The sequence below is a fragment of the Flavobacterium bernardetii genome, from assembly GCF_011305415.1.
GTDB lineage: Bacteria > Bacteroidota > Bacteroidia > Flavobacteriales > Flavobacteriaceae > Flavobacterium > Flavobacterium bernardetii.
This window is the reverse complement of sequence record NZ_JAANOQ010000005.1, coordinates 44,907-61,235: the sequence shown is the minus strand read 5'-3', so window position 1 is coordinate 61,235 and position 16,329 is coordinate 44,907. Positions and strand designations below refer to the sequence as shown.

13 protein-coding genes are annotated in these 16,329 nt (G+C 30.8%); 7 read left to right on the top strand and 6 right to left on the bottom strand.

The genetic code is table 11. From position 1 onward, the window contains the following. Window positions 1-214: 214 nt before the first annotated feature. Window positions 215-1,507: an aminopeptidase P family protein gene (locus tag G6N05_RS10195; protein ID WP_166128175.1), complete on the bottom strand. Its 1,293-nt coding sequence runs from the start codon at window positions 1,505-1,507 to the stop codon at window positions 215-217. Between the two features lie 65 nt (window positions 1,508-1,572). After that, entirely contained in the window at window positions 1,573-2,100 is a 528-nt protein-coding gene (locus tag G6N05_RS10190; protein ID WP_166128173.1) for a Crp/Fnr family transcriptional regulator, read from the bottom strand. 102 nt (window positions 2,101-2,202) lie between these two features. Here G6N05_RS10190 and G6N05_RS10185 point away from each other — a divergent pair, with 102 nt between their 5' ends. From G6N05_RS10185 to G6N05_RS10155, 7 genes are all read left to right on the top strand, one after another. Then, window positions 2,203-3,054 (top strand): ChaN family lipoprotein, encoded by an 852-nt coding sequence (locus tag G6N05_RS10185; RefSeq protein WP_166128170.1) that lies wholly within the window; start codon window positions 2,203-2,205, stop codon window positions 3,052-3,054. Between the two features lies 1 nt (window position 3,055). Further along, window positions 3,056-5,665 carry a WD40/YVTN/BNR-like repeat-containing protein gene (locus G6N05_RS10180; RefSeq protein ID WP_166128166.1) on the top strand — a complete coding sequence of 870 codons (2,610 nt, stop codon included), beginning with the start codon at window positions 3,056-3,058 and terminating at the stop codon, window positions 5,663-5,665. Then, window positions 5,662-6,540, top strand: a complete 879-nt coding sequence (locus G6N05_RS10175) for a hypothetical protein (RefSeq protein WP_166128163.1) — start codon at window positions 5,662-5,664, stop codon at window positions 6,538-6,540. The genes G6N05_RS10180 and G6N05_RS10175 overlap by 4 nt, the downstream gene beginning before the upstream one ends. A gap of 138 nt (window positions 6,541-6,678) precedes the next feature. After that, the gene (locus G6N05_RS10170) at window positions 6,679-7,551 is read left to right on the top strand and encodes a succinate dehydrogenase cytochrome b subunit (protein ID WP_166128158.1); all 873 of its coding nucleotides are present in this window, start codon (window positions 6,679-6,681) and stop codon (window positions 7,549-7,551) included. 6 nt (window positions 7,552-7,557) lie between these two features. Continuing rightward, window positions 7,558-9,567, top strand: a complete 2,010-nt coding sequence (locus G6N05_RS10165; protein WP_166128153.1) for a fumarate reductase/succinate dehydrogenase flavoprotein subunit — start codon at window positions 7,558-7,560, stop codon at window positions 9,565-9,567. A 6-nt stretch (window positions 9,568-9,573) separates the two neighbouring features. Then, the gene (locus G6N05_RS10160) at window positions 9,574-10,335 is read left to right on the top strand and encodes a succinate dehydrogenase/fumarate reductase iron-sulfur subunit (protein WP_166128148.1); all 762 of its coding nucleotides are present in this window, start codon (window positions 9,574-9,576) and stop codon (window positions 10,333-10,335) included. 72 nt (window positions 10,336-10,407) lie between these two features. After that, window positions 10,408-11,172 (top strand): nitrilase family protein, encoded by a 765-nt coding sequence (locus G6N05_RS10155; protein ID WP_166128143.1) that lies wholly within the window; start codon window positions 10,408-10,410, stop codon window positions 11,170-11,172. A gap of 43 nt (window positions 11,173-11,215) precedes the next feature. On the opposite strand, the gene G6N05_RS10150 is transcribed toward G6N05_RS10155, so the two are convergent. From G6N05_RS10150 to G6N05_RS10135, 4 genes are all read right to left on the bottom strand, one after another. After that, window positions 11,216-12,091, bottom strand: coding sequence for a pepsin/retropepsin-like aspartic protease family protein (locus G6N05_RS10150; RefSeq protein WP_166128141.1), 876 nt, complete (start codon window positions 12,089-12,091; stop codon window positions 11,216-11,218). Window positions 12,092-12,110: 19 nt separating this feature from the next. After that, window positions 12,111-13,706 (bottom strand): S41 family peptidase, encoded by a 1,596-nt coding sequence (locus G6N05_RS10145; protein WP_166128138.1) that lies wholly within the window; start codon window positions 13,704-13,706, stop codon window positions 12,111-12,113. Between the two features lie 74 nt (window positions 13,707-13,780). After that, complete coding sequence (locus tag G6N05_RS10140) at window positions 13,781-14,584, bottom strand: helix-turn-helix domain-containing protein (RefSeq protein WP_166128136.1); 804 nt, start codon at window positions 14,582-14,584, stop codon at window positions 13,781-13,783. Window positions 14,585-14,709: 125 nt separating this feature from the next. Further along, entirely contained in the window at window positions 14,710-16,308 is a 1,599-nt protein-coding gene (locus tag G6N05_RS10135) for an Ig-like domain-containing protein (protein ID WP_166128133.1), read from the bottom strand. Between the last annotated feature and the right edge of the window lie 21 nt (window positions 16,309-16,329).

Below are 16,329 nucleotides of genomic sequence, written 5' to 3'. Positions count from 1 at the left end.
AAAATACTCACCGAGATGCTTTCAGCATGACAAGTTAGTAGGTAAAATTGAAAAAAATCTCAATAAAATAACTGTCATTCTGAACTTGTTTCAGAATCTCGTAATGAGCGAAGAAGCTGAAACGAGTTCAGCTTGACAAGTAAGAACAAAAAAAAACGGCTCACTTTCGCAAACCGTTTAACCTTAAACTTGAAACTTGAAACAAATTTAAAGTTTAGCTATTCATTATCGATTCGATTTCATCTGCTTCAATTGGAATGTTTTTCATTAAGTTGAAAGGTTCTCCTTTTGGTTGAATCACCACATCGTCTTCTAAACGAATACCAAAACCTTCTGCTGGAATATAAATTCCTGGTTCCACAGTGAAAACCATATTCGCTTGCATTGGCTCATGTAATAAACCGTAATCGTGCGTGTCTAAACCTAAATGGTGCGACGTTCCGTGCATGAAATATTTTTTATATGCTGGCCAATCCGGATTTTCATTTTGAATATCAGCTTTAGTAATTAAACCTAAACCTAATAATTCTGAAGTCATAATTTTACCAACTTCTACGTGGTATTGTTTCCATAACGTTCCTGGTAACAACATTTTTGTCGCTTCGTTTTTTACATTTAAAACGGCGTTATAAACTGCTTTTTGTCTGTCTGTAAATTTTCCAGAAACTGGAATCATACGTGTTAAATCTGAAGAATAGTTTGCGTATTCTGCACCAACATCTAACAAAATTAAATCGCCAGCCTGACAAACTTGGTTGTTCTCTATATAATGTAACACATTCGCATTATTTCCTGATGCAATAATTGGTGTGTAAGCAAATCCTTTTGAACGATTGCGTAAAAATTCGTGCGCTAATTCCGCTTCAATTTCATATTCTGTTACGCCAGGTTTTACGAAGTTTAATAATCTTCGCACTCCTTTTTCTGTAATATTACAAGCGTTCTGAATTAAATCTAACTCAATTTGGTCTTTTACCGAACGCAAACGCTGTAAAATAGGATTCGATTTTTCGACTTTATGCGCAGGATATTCGTTTTTCCACCATTTGATAAAACGGTCTTCACGTGTTTCTGTTTCTACTGAAGCTCTGTAATGTTCGTTGGTGTTAATGTACATCGTGTCGGCATACATCATTACTTCTTTTAATACTTTATGGAAATCTTGTAACCAATATACCGATTTGATTCCGGCAACTTCAAAAGCTCTTTCTTTAGTTAGTTTTTCACCTTCCCAAATCGCAATATGTTCGTTCGTTTCTTTTAAAAACAAAATTTCTTTCAAATGCTCATAAGGTGCATCTGGAAATAATAATAAAATACTTTCTTCTTGGTCAACACCAGATAAAAAGAAAATATCTCTATGTTGCGCAAATGGCAAAGTACTATCTGCAGAAACTGGATAAATATCGTTCGAATTAAAAACAGCAACTCCGTTTGGCTTCATTTTCGCCATAAAGTTTTTACGATTCTTAATAAAAAGTTCTCGGTTAATTGGTAAATATTTCATTTTAACTAATTTTAAATTTTATCAAAATTAAGTAATACGAAATAAATAATAGTAGCCAAATGGCGTTATTTTATATTTTTTCGAATTCTACTCATGTGTCGAGACGAAATTCCTAAGAAAGAAGATAAATAATGTAGTGGGACTTCGTTTAATAACTTTGGTTCGTTTTTTAGTAGTTTTTTATAACGTTCTTCTGGAGTTAACGTCAATAAATCGATACGATAATCGTCAATTAAACAAATTTGTTTTTCGATTAACGTGTAATAAAAATCATGAAAGGTTTTGTTCTCTTGTAATAATTTCTGAAAAGAATCTTGATCAATCACCCACAATTTACATTCATGAATCGATTTTACAAATTTTCGAGAAGGCACATCTAATAAAAAACTTTTTAACGAAGAAGTAAAGGAATTTTTTAAAGCTAAATAGGTGGTTTTTTCTTCATCATCTACCAATAAAGCATGTTGTAAAATACCTTCTTCAATGAAACAAAAGTATTTACAAACTTCATTTTCTTTCACTAAAAACTCATTTTTCTTTAAAGTTAATGGTGTAAAAAACGATTTAAATTCTTCAAATAAAGTACTATTCATGTGATTTTGATGTTATAAATTCAAAAATAATAACTTTCAAATGAATAGGTATCCAATTATTCTTTTAATTTTGAAGAAAATCAGTTTTAATTTTTATCAGTTATGAAAAAAATAGTTTTAATAGTTACGACTTTTTTTTGTGGGGTTCTAAACGCTCAAGAAAAAGCACCTTATAAAATATACGATAGAGTGGGTCAAGAAATAAGTTACAACAAAATGCTATCCCTAACCAACAAAAGTGATGTGGTTTTATTTGGCGAAATGCATGACAATTCTATCATTCATTGGTTGCAATTAGAACTAACCAAAGATTTAGCTCAAAAAAAGAATTTGGTTTTAGGTGCCGAAATGTTTGAAGCGGATAATCAAGACGAATTAAACGATTATTTATCTGGAAAAATCAATCAAAAACAGTTAGATACTACGGCGCGTTTATGGAAAAATTATCGTACCGATTATAAACCTTTAGTAGAATTCGCAAAAGAGAAAAAATTTAATTTTATCGCTACCAATATTCCAAGAAAATTTGCCAGTTTAGTATACAAGAAAAGTTTTGTAGCATTAGATTCTTTGTCAACAGAACAAAAATCGTGGATTGCGCCACTTCCAATTGCTTACGATGCTGAATTACCAGGGTATAAAGCGATGTTAGATATGGGTGACGGACATTCAAATGAAAATTTACCAAAAGCACAAGCCGCTAAAGATGCAACAATGGCTTACTTTATTTGCAAAAATTTAAAACCCGAAACTACATTTATACATTATAACGGTACGTATCATTCAGATAATTTTGAAGGTATAAATTGGTATTTGAAAAAATATGTTCCAAAAGTAAAAATTGTCACGATTGCAACAGTGGAACAAGATGATATTCTACGTTTTGAAAAAGAAAATCAAAATAAAGCCGATATAATAATTGTGGTAGATAAAGATGTCACAAAAACACATTAATATGAAAAAAATAGCATTCTCAGTTTTATTCTTATCCTGTCTTTTTGGATTTGCACAACAAAACGATTTTCAAGCAGTAAAATTTCAAAATATCGGACCCACAATTATGAGTGGTCGTGTGGTAGATTTGGCGGTTAACACAAACAACCCAACAGAATTTTATGCCGCTTATGCAACTGGCGGATTGTGGCACACAAATAATAACGGAACTAGTTTTGAATCGGTTATGGATAACGCACCAACGCAAAATATAGGTTGTGTAGCGGTCGATTGGAAATCGGGTTTAATTTTGGTTGGAACTGGTGAAGTGAATTCTTCTCGTTCGTCTTATGCTGGAATTGGTGTTTTGAAATCAACTGATAAAGGAAAAACATGGACAAATATTGGTTTACCAGATAGTCATCATATTTCTAAAATTTGGGTCAACCCGAATGATAATAACGAAATTGTCGTAGGTGTTTTAGGTCATCTGTATTCGAAAAATGAAGAACGCGGTGTTTTTAAAACTACAAATGGCGGAAAAACTTGGACAAAAACCTTATTCATCAACGATGAAACAGGGATTATAGATATTAGTTTCGCACCAAATAATCCTAAAATTATGTTTGCCGCCGCTTGGGAGCGTGAAAGAAAAGCATATAATTTCAAAGGAAACGGAATCGGTTCTGGAATATATAAAAGTGAAGATGCCGGAACAACTTGGACAAAAATTGATTCGAATTCTGGTTTTCCAACAAATATTGGAATTGGAAGAATCGGTGTAACATCGTTTAACGAAAATGTTGCCTACGCAATAGTGGACAATCAGAATTTACGTCCAAATTCAAAAAAAGAAAAATCAACAGATGCCAATACGAATTTGTTTGATACCGAAGTAATTGGTGCAGAAATTTATAAAACTACCGATGGTGGAAAAAACTGGAGAAAAACACATAATCAATTTATAAATGATGCTTTTTATTCATACGGCTATTATTTTGCCGACATAACTGTTGATGAATCAAATGAAAACAGATTATACATTTCGGCAGTTCCAATAATTTTTTCAAATGATGGTGGAAAATCTTTTGAATCATTAAGCAAAGATAATGTGCATTCAGATCATCACGTGTGTTGGGTGAATCCGAAAAATCCAAATCATGTCATAAATGGAAACGATGGTGGCGTAAATATCACTTATGATAACGGAAAACATTGGATAAAATGCAACAATCAAGCAGTTGGGCAATTTTACACGGTAAATGTGGATAATAAAGAGGATTATGAAGTGTATGGAGGCTTGCAAGATAATGGAGTTTGGGCCGGACCGAATAACTATGTTCATAATGTAGATTGGCTTCAAGATGGAAAATATCCATACGAATTTTTAAGTGGTGGCGATGGCATGCAGGTTCAAATTGATACCAGAACAAATGACTTAGTTTATACAGGATCTCAATTTGGAAGTTATATTAAAATTGATAGAAAATCAGGTAAAAGTGATTACATTACACCAAAAGCTGACAAAAAAGAGGAACCATACAGATTCAATTGGCAAACACCTATTTTGTTATCGTCACACAATCAGGACATTGTTTATTTTGGCGGACAATACGTGTTTCGTTCTATGAATCAAGGAAAAGATTGGGAAAAAATTTCAACCGATTTAACAAACGGAAAAGTAGAAGGAAATGTGCCTTTTGGAACCATAACTTCTATTGCGGAAAGTAAGTTTAAATTCGGACAACTTGTGGTTGGAACCGATGATGGAAACATTCATGTAACAAAAGATAGCGGTTCAAATTGGACCAAAATTTCTAATAGTTTACCTCAAGGTTTATGGGTTTCTCGTGTGCGATTTTCGAACTTTAAAAAAGAAAGAATTTACATTACGCTAAACGGATATCGAAATGATAATTTCACAACTTACGCTTATGTTTCGGAAGATTTAGGTGCGAATTGGAAATTATTGACAGAGAATTTCAATCAAAATGCTGCGAATGTAATTTTGGAAGATTCAGAAAACGAAAACATTTTATATTTAGGAACCGATACTGGTTTGTTTATTTCTATTGATAAAGGAACATCCTGGCAAGATTTTTCAAACGAAATTCCAAATGTTGCCGTTCACGATTTAGTCATTCAACCAAGAGTAAAAGATTTAATTGTTGCGACTCATGGACGTTCTTTGTATAAAGTTAATATATCTAATATTCAACAAATTAACGAAGCAATAAATACTAAAGGAATTGCGTTATTTAAAATAGAAGACATTTATTTTTCTAAAAACTGGGGAAATAAGTCGTTTACTTGGGGAACAGAAAATAATCCAAATGTTGAAATTTGGTATTATTTAAAAGACAATTCAAATAGTGCAATTACCATAAAAAATAATGATGGAATTGTAGTTTTAAATCGTCATGCTAAAGCCGAAAATGGAATGCTAAAAATAGATTATGATTTAAGCATCGATGAAAAAACAAAAACGGCAATTGAAAAGAAAGATACCAAGATAAAAATTAGTCAAGCCGATAATAAAAAGTATTATTTACCTATTGGAAAATATACAGTTGAATTAGAGTCAAATGGTAAAAAAGAAGCTCAAACCTTAATCATAAAAGAAAGAAAATGAAGATAAAAATTTTAACATTACTAGTGTTATCAGTCATAAGTTTTTCATGTAGTGATAAAGATGACGACCAAGTTATTGCAGAAGACCCACAATTAATTATCAAATTTAAGTTTGATCCCACTCAAGTGAGATTAAACGGTACCGGACAACCTTCAACGATTCCAGCTGGGAATGCAGCACAATCGCCAATTTTTAATAGTATTAGCGCACATTATTTAGAATTTACACCTAATGCATTAACTCAAGTTGGACAAGGCGCTATTTTATATACTGGACCTTCCACAGCTTTAGGAGGTGCTAATGCTATTGATTTTAGTCAAGCCAAAATTGTGGGAGAAGGTGAAGCTTTTTTATCTATACCTTTAAAAAATGTACCTCATGGAAGTTATGAATATGTTCGAGTTTCGTTATCGTATCAAAATTACAACGTCAATGTTTTAGCTAGTGGCGTAAACTATGTTGGTACTTTAGCAAGTTTTGTTGGTTATAATAATTATATCACTACGCACAATGTTGCAGGCAATCCATTTGTTGTAAATGACGATAAATTACAGGGTTATTGGGCTTTCGTTATTCCATCTGTTGGATATTCTACTTCTGGTCAATCGACAGGTGTAACAACTGTTCCAAACCCAATTTCTTCTACTTCCCCAATTCCTGCAGGTTCTTGTTTGGTGACTGGAAAATTTGCCAATAATTTTGTGGTTACAGGTAATGAAACTAAAAATATAGAAGTACAATTATCACTATCAATTAACAATAGTTTTGAATGGCAAGAAGTCAATATAGACGGAAAATACGAACCAGCTGCAGGTGAAAATGTGGTAGATATGGGCTTGAGAGGATTAATTCCTAGTTTTACCATTTTAAATTAACATCTAACGCATTGATATTCAACAAAAGTTAAACTCATTTAAAATCATTATAAATTATCTTTCAAAGGTTGTAAGTCTTACTTATAACCTTTATTTTTGCTTACATTATTCAAACTCAAATTAACTTTAACTATAATTATGGCAAAATCAGCATTTTTAAAGTCATCTATTGCAAAAAAATATTGGATGGCACTTACTGGATTGTTCTTATGTTTGTTTTTAGTTGGGCATTTATTAGGAAACTTACAATTGTTAGCGGGAAATAATTATGAAGCCGCTCTTCAATTTAATAAGTATGCTTTGTTTATGACAACTAATCCAGCAGTAAAATTACTTTCTTATTTAACGTACATCTCTATTATTTTCCATGCAATTGATGGAATTTATTTAGCAATTCAAAACAAAAAAGCGCGTCCTGTAGCTTATGCAATGAATAATCCTTCTAAAAACAGTAGTTTTTCTTCAAGAAACATGGCTGTTTTAGGTACAGTAGTTTTAATTTTTATCGCTACTCACATGGTTAATTTTTGGGCAAAAATGCATTTCGCTAAAAACTTCCCGTTACAAACTATCCAGATAGATAACATGGGTCAAAAAATGAATTTAGTTGTAGGTACTCAAAATGCTCAATTTTTCCCTGCGGATTCAATTGCTTTAGCTCAGCAAGGTATGGAAATTAGAAATCGTTCTGACTTTTACAATAAACAAGCTAACGTAAAAATGGGTGAAGGTTATAAAGACTTACACAAAATAACCTATGCTTTTTTCAAAAGTAAAGGAAAGTTGTTTAATGCCATTCCAAACGAAGGATTGTTTTTCACTTTGTTTTATGTTCTTTCTATGGCAGTTTTAGGATTCCATTTATGGCATGGTTTTCAAAGTGCGTTTCAATCGTTAGGAGTTAATGGTAAATTTACACCAGCAATTAAAGTTTTCGGAAAAGCATTTTCAGTTATAGTTGCAATACTTTTTGCAATCATTCCAATTTACATTCACTTTTTTTCAAAATAAAAACATATGGCATTAGATTCTAAAATTCCTCAAGGTCATATTTCAGAAAAATGGACCAACCATAAGAACAATCTTAAATTAGTTGCTCCGAATAATAGACCAAAAATCGATGTAATTGTAGTAGGAACAGGTTTAGCTGGTGCTTCGGCAGCTGCTTCTCTTGGAGAAATGGGTTACAACGTAAAAGCATTTTGTTTTCAAGATTCTCCACGTAGAGCACACTCAATTGCGGCTCAAGGTGGTATAAACGCTGCAAAAAACTATCAAAATGATGGTGATAGTACGTACAGATTATTTTATGATACTATTAAAGGTGGTGATTACCGTGCGCGTGAAGCAAACGTTCATCGTTTAGCAGAAGTATCTTCAAATATTATCGACCAATGTGTAGCGCAAGGTGTTCCTTTCGCTAGAGATTATGGTGGATTATTAGATAACCGTTCGTTTGGTGGAACGCAAGTACAACGTACTTTTTATGCTGCCGGACAAACTGGACAACAATTATTATTAGGAGCATACTCTGCATTGTCTAGACAAATTGGTTTAGGAAATGTAAAAATGTATAACCGTCATGAAATGCTTGACATTGTTAAAGTAGACGGAAAAGCACGTGGAATTATTGCTCGTAATTTAATTACTGGAGAATTAGAGCGTCATTCAGCTCACGCAGTAATTATTGCTACTGGAGGTTATGGAAATGTATATTTCTTATCAACAAATGCAATGGGAAGTAACGTTACAGCTTCTTGGAAAATTCATAAAAAAGGAGCACATTTCGCAAATCCTTGTTATGTACAAATTCACCCAACTTGTATTCCTGTTCACGGAACAAATCAATCAAAATTAACGTTAATGTCAGAATCATTACGTAATTCTGGTCGTATTTGGGTTCCTGCTAAAAAAGAAGATGCGGAAGCAATTAGAGCTGGTAAATTAAAACCAACACAAATTGCTGAAGAAGATAGAGATTATTACTTAGAAAGAAGATATCCTGCATTTGGTAACTTAGTACCTCGTGATGTGGCTTCTCGTGCAGCAAAAGAGCGTTGCGACGAAGGACACGGAATTGAAGCTAACGATACTAATGAAGGTGTTTATTTAGATTTCGCTGCTGAAATTATTACTAAAGGTAAACAAGCAGCTTTAATTCAAGGAGATCCTAATCCTTCAGATGCGAAAGTACAAGAATTAGGTAAAAAATGGGTTGAATCTAAATATGGTAATCTTTTCACGATGTATGAAAAAATTACAGACGAAAATCCATACGAAACACCAATGAAAATTTATCCAGCGGTTCACTATACAATGGGTGGTGTTTGGGTTGATTATAACTTAATGTCATCTATTCCTGGATGTTTCGTAGCTGGTGAAGCAAACTTCTCAGACCACGGAGCTAACCGTTTAGGAGCTTCTGCTTTAATGCAAGGTTTAGCTGATGGTTATTTCGTATTACCTTATACAGTTTCTAACTATTTAGCAGACGAAATTAGAACAGGTAAAATTTCTACGGATACACCAGAATTTGTGGATGCAGAAAATGCAGTTCGTCAATCTATTGAGCAATTAATCAATAATAACGGAACAAAATCTGTTGACCATTTCCACAAAAAATTAGGTTTAATTATGTGGAATAAAGTTGGAATGGGTCGTAACGAAAAAGGATTAACTGAAGCAATTGAAGAAATCGGACAATTAAGAGAAGATTTTTATGCTGATGTAAAAGTTCCTGGTGCAGCTAACGAATTTAACCAAGAATTAGAAAAAGCACTTCGTGTAGCTGACTTTATCGAATTGGGTCAATTAATGGCAAAAGATGCTTTATTACGTAAAGAATCTTGTGGTGGACATTTCCGTGAAGAATATCAAGACGCTGAAGGAGAAACACTTCGTGACGATGAAAACTTTGCTTATGTTGCAGCTTGGGAATATAATGGAAGCGATGCAAGTAAATCAGTACTTCATAAAGAAGAATTGAAATATGAGTTTATCAAAATTGCAGCTAGAAACTATAAATAAGATATTATGAGTGCTAAAAAAAATATAAATATTAACCTTAAAATCTGGCGTCAAAAAAACGCTAGTGCAAAAGGTAAAATGGAAACTTATAAATTAGATAATGTTTCTACTGACAGTTCTTTCTTAGAAATGTTAGACCAATTAAATGAGCAATTAGTAAATACACAAAACGAACCAGTTGCTTTTGATCACGACTGTCGTGAAGGTATTTGTGGAATGTGTTCATTATACATTAATGGTCGTGCACATGGTCCAGATACTGGAACTACTACTTGTCAATTACACATGCGTAAATTTAAAGATGGTGAAACTATCTTTATCGAACCATGGAGAAGTAAAGCATTCCCAGTTGTAAAAGATTTAGTTGTAGATAGAAGTTCTTTTGATAGAATTCAGCAAGCTGGTGGATTCGTTTCTGTAAATACTTCAGGAAATACAATTGATGCAAATGCAACACCAATTAACAAATCTGATGCAGATAAAGCTTTTGAAGCAGCAGCTTGTATTGGTTGTGGCGCTTGTGTAGCTACTTGTAAAAACGGTTCAGCTATGTTATTTGTTGGTGCGAAAGTATCTCAATATGCTTTATTACCTCAAGGTAAAATTGAAGCTACAGATAGAGTTTTAAATATGGTACGTCAAATGGACGAAGAAGGTTTCGGAAATTGTACCAATACTGGAGCATGTGAAGTAGAATGTCCTAAAGGAATTTCTTTAGAAAACATCGCTCGTATGAATAGAGAATATTTAAAAGCAAGTGTTGTTTAATTAGAACACATAAAATAAATTTTAAAAAACGCATTCATCTTTTTGAATGCGTTTTTTTTATACATTTATAGTATGAACGTAGCGCTTATACAAACCAATATTATTTGGGAAAATCCATCGGAGAACAGAAAAAAATCAGAAGAAAAAATCAATGCTCTAAAAGAAAGTGTCGATTTAATAGTTCTTCCAGAAATGTTTACGACAGGTTTTACAATGCATCCAAATTTGGTAGCTGAAACCATGGATGGAGCAACTATTTTGTGGTTGAAAGAAATCGCAAAAGCTAAAAATTGTGCGATTACAGGAAGTTTAGTAATTACTGAAAATGATAATTTTTATAACCGAATGGTTTTTGTTTTTCCAAATGGAGAAATTCAACATTACGATAAAAAACACCTTTTTACTTTAGCCGGAGAAGATAAAATTTACACTTCCGGAAAGGATAAAGTAATTGTGAAGTATAACGATTGGAAAATTTGCTTACAAGTTTGTTACGATTTACGTTTCCCCGTTTTTTCTAGAAATACAGAATATTACGATTTGTTAATTTATGTAGCAAGTTGGCCAAAAGCTAGAACAAATGCTTGGGATATTTTACTAAAAGCACGAGCTGTAGAAAATTTATCTTATGTCATTGGCGTCAACCGAATCGGAACAGATAACAATAATTTTGAATATATTGGACATTCGCAAATTATTGACGAATTAGGGGATTTCATCATCGTACCAACAGAAAATGAAGGTGTTTTCATTGCCGATTTAGATAAAAATAAAATGCTTGAAACCAGAAATAAGTTGAATTTTCTAGAAGATAAAGATAGGTTTTGTTTCGTATAAATGTTTGCATTTGTTTTTTTATAATTCCTGACTTGAAACTAAATTATCTGTTTTTTTCAATGTATTTTTCTTTAAATAAATGATTTGGATTTAGGTAAACAAAGTTGTTTTGGAAATCTAAAAACAAATTAAATCTTTTTAAAACTTCATTTCCTAAAATATGGATGTTTTTGTTTTTTAACGGCTTGTGTGTTGTCGTTAATTGAATAGGTACATTTTTTAGTTTATATTTTCCAATTTTCAAAAGTTTTAAGTTAGAAGTTATCACTGGAATTTCATTACCTTGAGCGCCTTTCATTATTGTTTTTTTTATAATTTTCATATCTTTTATGGGAAATTCAGCTTGTTTTAATAAATCCTCATCTAACATAACTGTTCTTTGATAACCTGTATCAAATAGAAAAATATCTTTATTGGTGATGTTGTTTTGTTTAATTTCACTTTCAATTAAAAATAAATCTTCAAAAAATTCAATTTTTAACTTTGTGAAAGCATTGTTACTAATTAAGTTTTTTGGTAAAACACTATGAATAATCATTAAATTCAAGTCATAATTTAATTCAACAATTTTGCCTTTGAAAATATCCCAACCAAATCGCCCGTCCGTTCCATGTCCGCTTAGTTCTGCATCATATACTTTTGTACTATAATTTGTATTCCCTATTTTTAAGTTGTAAAAATTAGTATAAAGTTTTGGAGTAGATTTTAGTTTATTACTCAAGACCTCATTTGTTAAAATTAGTTCTGTAGTCCCTGTGTCAAAATTAAGATTTAAAGTATCCTTTTCGTTAAAAATTGCCTGTATTGAAATTGTATTTTGTTTATTGATTGTAAAAGGAATACTATCACTTATTGTTTCATTTTGACCAGAAACATTGATGTATAAAAAAATAAAATAGAGGAAGATTAGTTTTTTCATTTGTTGTGTTTATTTAAAACTATTGTTTTAGTTCAAGTTCTATTACTTTTTTAAACATCGGATCTTTTTGCGATAAGAAGTTTTTCCCTAAAATATCTTCATTTGTTGTTGCACGATCATGCAAAAAATCAATAGGGTAGGTTACAAAATGCTCGACTTGGTTCTGAAAAATATCAGCAACTGTTTTGCAATCTGTAAAATCGATTTGAGGTTCTAATCTAAAAATTACTTTGCTATAGGGTAAGCAAAATACAGAAGGAATGTTTTGTATGCCACCCAATAAATTAGGCATTTCACCAATACTTATCAAACGTTTGTTTTTATAAGCTAAACTTGATAAGTTACTTGTTGAAGAAAAAATAAATCGATCTTGTAATACATAAATATTTCCTTCAAAAGGTAAAATTTCTTTTTCCGGATAGAAGAAACTATAGTTTGGGATAATATTGTAAAACATTTTAAGATTTTTTAGTTTTGGACCTTCTTTTGACAAACTCATACCATAAGCTGTGATTGAATCTTTATTCATTTCATAATATTTACAGTTTAAAGGGCTCAATATACGTCCGACAGTCAGGTTTGTTTTTATTGTATCTTTCAATATTTTCCCTAAAAATTTACCATAAGTATTATCATTACCTCCTCCATTTCCACGCACGTCCAATACAATTGACTTTACAGGAAATTTTTTTATTACGTTTTCAAAATGTTTGGTTAAAGTGTCTCCAAATTTTTCATCCATTGCAGGTATTTTACCATAAAAAATTTGCTCTTTTTCAAAGTAGTGTGTAATTACAGAAGCGGTACTGCTATTATATCCAAAATTATTTTTTTTCTCTTCAAGAAAAGTAACGGTATCATCTTTGGTTATATTTACTATTTTCTTTTCTTGATTTTTGTCAATAAAAGCTAACTTTAATTTATTGTTTTTATATATTTCACCTACAGTGTAAAAATTTTCGTGATATACTTTATTATTTGCTCTGTCCCATCTTAGTGGAGAAATTAATTCTTCCATACTCTTAACAAATTGGTGGATTTTTTTATCATTGCAACTTATGAGTTTCATAGCGGCAGGATAGTTTTTTCCTTTGTAAGAAAAAGGCAGAATATTATAGTATTCCCCATTGATGTATACTAGTTCTAGTTTTAACTTGGTATAAAAATTTTCTTTAATAAACTTTTCGTATTTATAACTATGTGGAAAATCTAATGTGTCTAAACCAGTTGCAATGCCTTTTGGAATCCAAACTGTTTTTACAATATCTAACAGCGAATTACCTAATCGGTTACTGTGTCCGTCTTGTGCTACAATTAAAGTTTTTTCTACCAAAAAAAGGTATTCCTCCCTACTCGTTTTTGAAGTTATTTTCTTTTTTAGCTTTTTAGCGTGTTTGTTAAAGTCGATATGTCTAACTTCTTTATTAAACTGAATAATTGGACTTACTTGATTTATATAAGAAACTAGCGAATCATAATCAGCTAACATTTGTGCTTTTGAAAGTATGGGAGTGTCAGATAAGTAGTTGTTGTGTTTTGAATTATTTTGAGCTTTGGTCTCAAAGAAACATAATAATGTGGCTACAGTTAATATTAGTTTTACAGAAGTTTTCATTTTTTCATTTTTTAGTCAAGTACAAAAGTATGCTACCTTGAAGTATAAAAATTGTAAAAATCTGCCAACTATTTTTAAGTGTTATTCAAATTCCAAATTAATGTATTATCAACCTGTGAACTTGTTTGTTTAAATTGTGATGGAGTGCTATTTGTGTATTTTTTGAATGTTTTTATAAAGTGTGATTGATCTGTAAAATTTAATAAAAAAGCAATTTCAATTAATGGAATGTTTTTTAAAATTAAAGGCATAGCTTCTCTAACTTTTAAAACTTGCAAATATTCTTTTGGAGTAGTATTTAATTGATTTACAAAATATCTATGAGTAGAACGATAGCTTTTGCATAGTAAATCATTTAGTTCCTCGATTTGATTTGATTTTAGTGTTTTGTTAAATAACAAACTATTAGAAAACATTTCGTCGTGTAAAAGAGAAATAAAAAAACTTTCAATTTCGTTTTGAATAATTTCCAAAGAATTGTTACTAAAAACAATTTCAAACAAAGGAGTCCAGTTTTTGTTTTCACTCAGCACATTATTTTTAAAAATATATTGCGAAAGGTTCTCTCCAAAAATTGCTTCTAAACCCATTGGGTTAAAATTTATACACAACTCTTGATAAGGTTGTTTTGTGGTTATCTTAATAGGTTGTTTGTAAATACCAGTTAAGTAACTACTATTTTTTGATGAAGGTAATACAGAGTATTCATTTGTATTTAATTCAACCATTTCTCCACCTCTAATTAAGCTAAGACAATGATTTGTATTTGGATAACACAATTGACTTATCATCTCATTATCACTTTTGGTGATAAATAAAAAATATTGAATAAATTCTTTTAAAATTGGATTTTTAGGGTAAACTATTTTTGTTTTCATTCAATTAAATCAATTTAAATTTATCCATGAATTACTTATAAAACGAATTTTTTAAGTTACTTAACATAAGAAGAGTTTTGAAAACATTTTTAGAGTAAGTTTGAAAAAGATTACTTAAAGTCAAATCAATTCAACTCCAATTCCTGATCCACATCCCAATTAGCTCTAACATCAATTAAAGCAGGGAAGTAGATCATTTCTTCAGGTTGTAGTTTTGTTTTAAAATTACCAGAATCCCAAATTTGATTGTTATTATCGTCGTAAAACAATCTCACTTGATAAGTACTTGGTTGTATGGCTTCGAAATACATTTCTGTCTCTTTTGTACAGATTTTTTCACCAACTATTTCACCAGTATTGTTCAGAATTTGTAGTATATATGGAAATTTCTTTACATTTTTAATGCGTAATTTCAAGTTACCAAAATCACTAATTGCTCCTTTTGTAAAATCAAATTTTAAACTATCGGTTTTGGTGTTATAATCGTCTTCAATTGCGCCAGGTAATAAACTAATAGTGTATTTTTCATTTTCTTCTTGTTTGAAATCAAATGAAATTAACTGTTCAAAATCATTAATCTCCGTAGTGAAAGGAACTGAGGTAGAATCTTTTTTTCGGATAACTATTTTTTCAGAACTTATATTTTGAATTGGAGTAGTTGTTTTTAAGGATAGTTTCTCGTTAAAATTAAAATTCTTATTTACAAAAAGAGAAACTTTTAAAGAATCAGCTTCTTTTAATTTTTTTAATTTTACCGAATAATCCTTTATGAATTTACCCGATTTCACAATTACATTTATCGAATCTTTTGCGTCATTTGGAATAAAAACTTGAAGCGTATCTGATTTTTTTTCTTGCGATTTGGTGAAACGTAATGGTGTTTCAATATTATTTTTCTTAGTAAAGATTTTTACATTTTTAGCATCACCTTCATAACCTAAAAACAACTTATTATTGCTTTCTAAAGTTGGTGTGTACGTTTTAATTTCGTTTTTTTCTGCAAATAAACTCAAGGAGTATGTACTATCATTCGGAATTTTTATCTTTTCTTTTTTGAAAGCAATTTTTTCCGATTTCGATTGATAATTATAATTGTTGTTTTTGTCTTTTAGCGCCACTAAATAATACTCACCTTCTTTTATGTTTTCAATTTTAAAGGACGTAATTTTCTCTAATGTATTAGTAATGTAAATTGGTTTTTTTTTGTAAACTAAACTATCATTATAGGTTGCTGCATCATATAACATTACGGTAACAAAATCATCTGTTTTGTTTTCAAAAGCATCTTTTATATTTCCAGAAACTGTTAAAGAATCAACATAAGCTCCAGTTGAAAAGATATATTTAAATTGCGAATAAGGAATACCTTCGTTATAATCAGTAATGCTTTGTCCGAAATTGAAACTATAAGTTGTGTTTGGTTTTAAATCTTCGTTTAAGGTAATTGAAATAAATTTGCTGGCACTTCCTTGTGGAACAATTGTTGGTGTTTTTTCCATTGGAGGCGAAATAATCAATTGTTTGTTGATGTCTTTAACCTTTATATATTCACTAAAATCAATTTTTATGGTTTTTCCAGTAAAATTAGTTTCGTAATTTTTAGGTTTACTTTTTACAATCACTGGTGCAATAGTGTCTTTTGGACCACCAGTAATAGTTCCGCGTTTGGCACAACTGATAAATAAAGCAGAAATTATAGTAAGTATGAAGATTAATTTTCTCATTAATATATGTCAAATTTAATC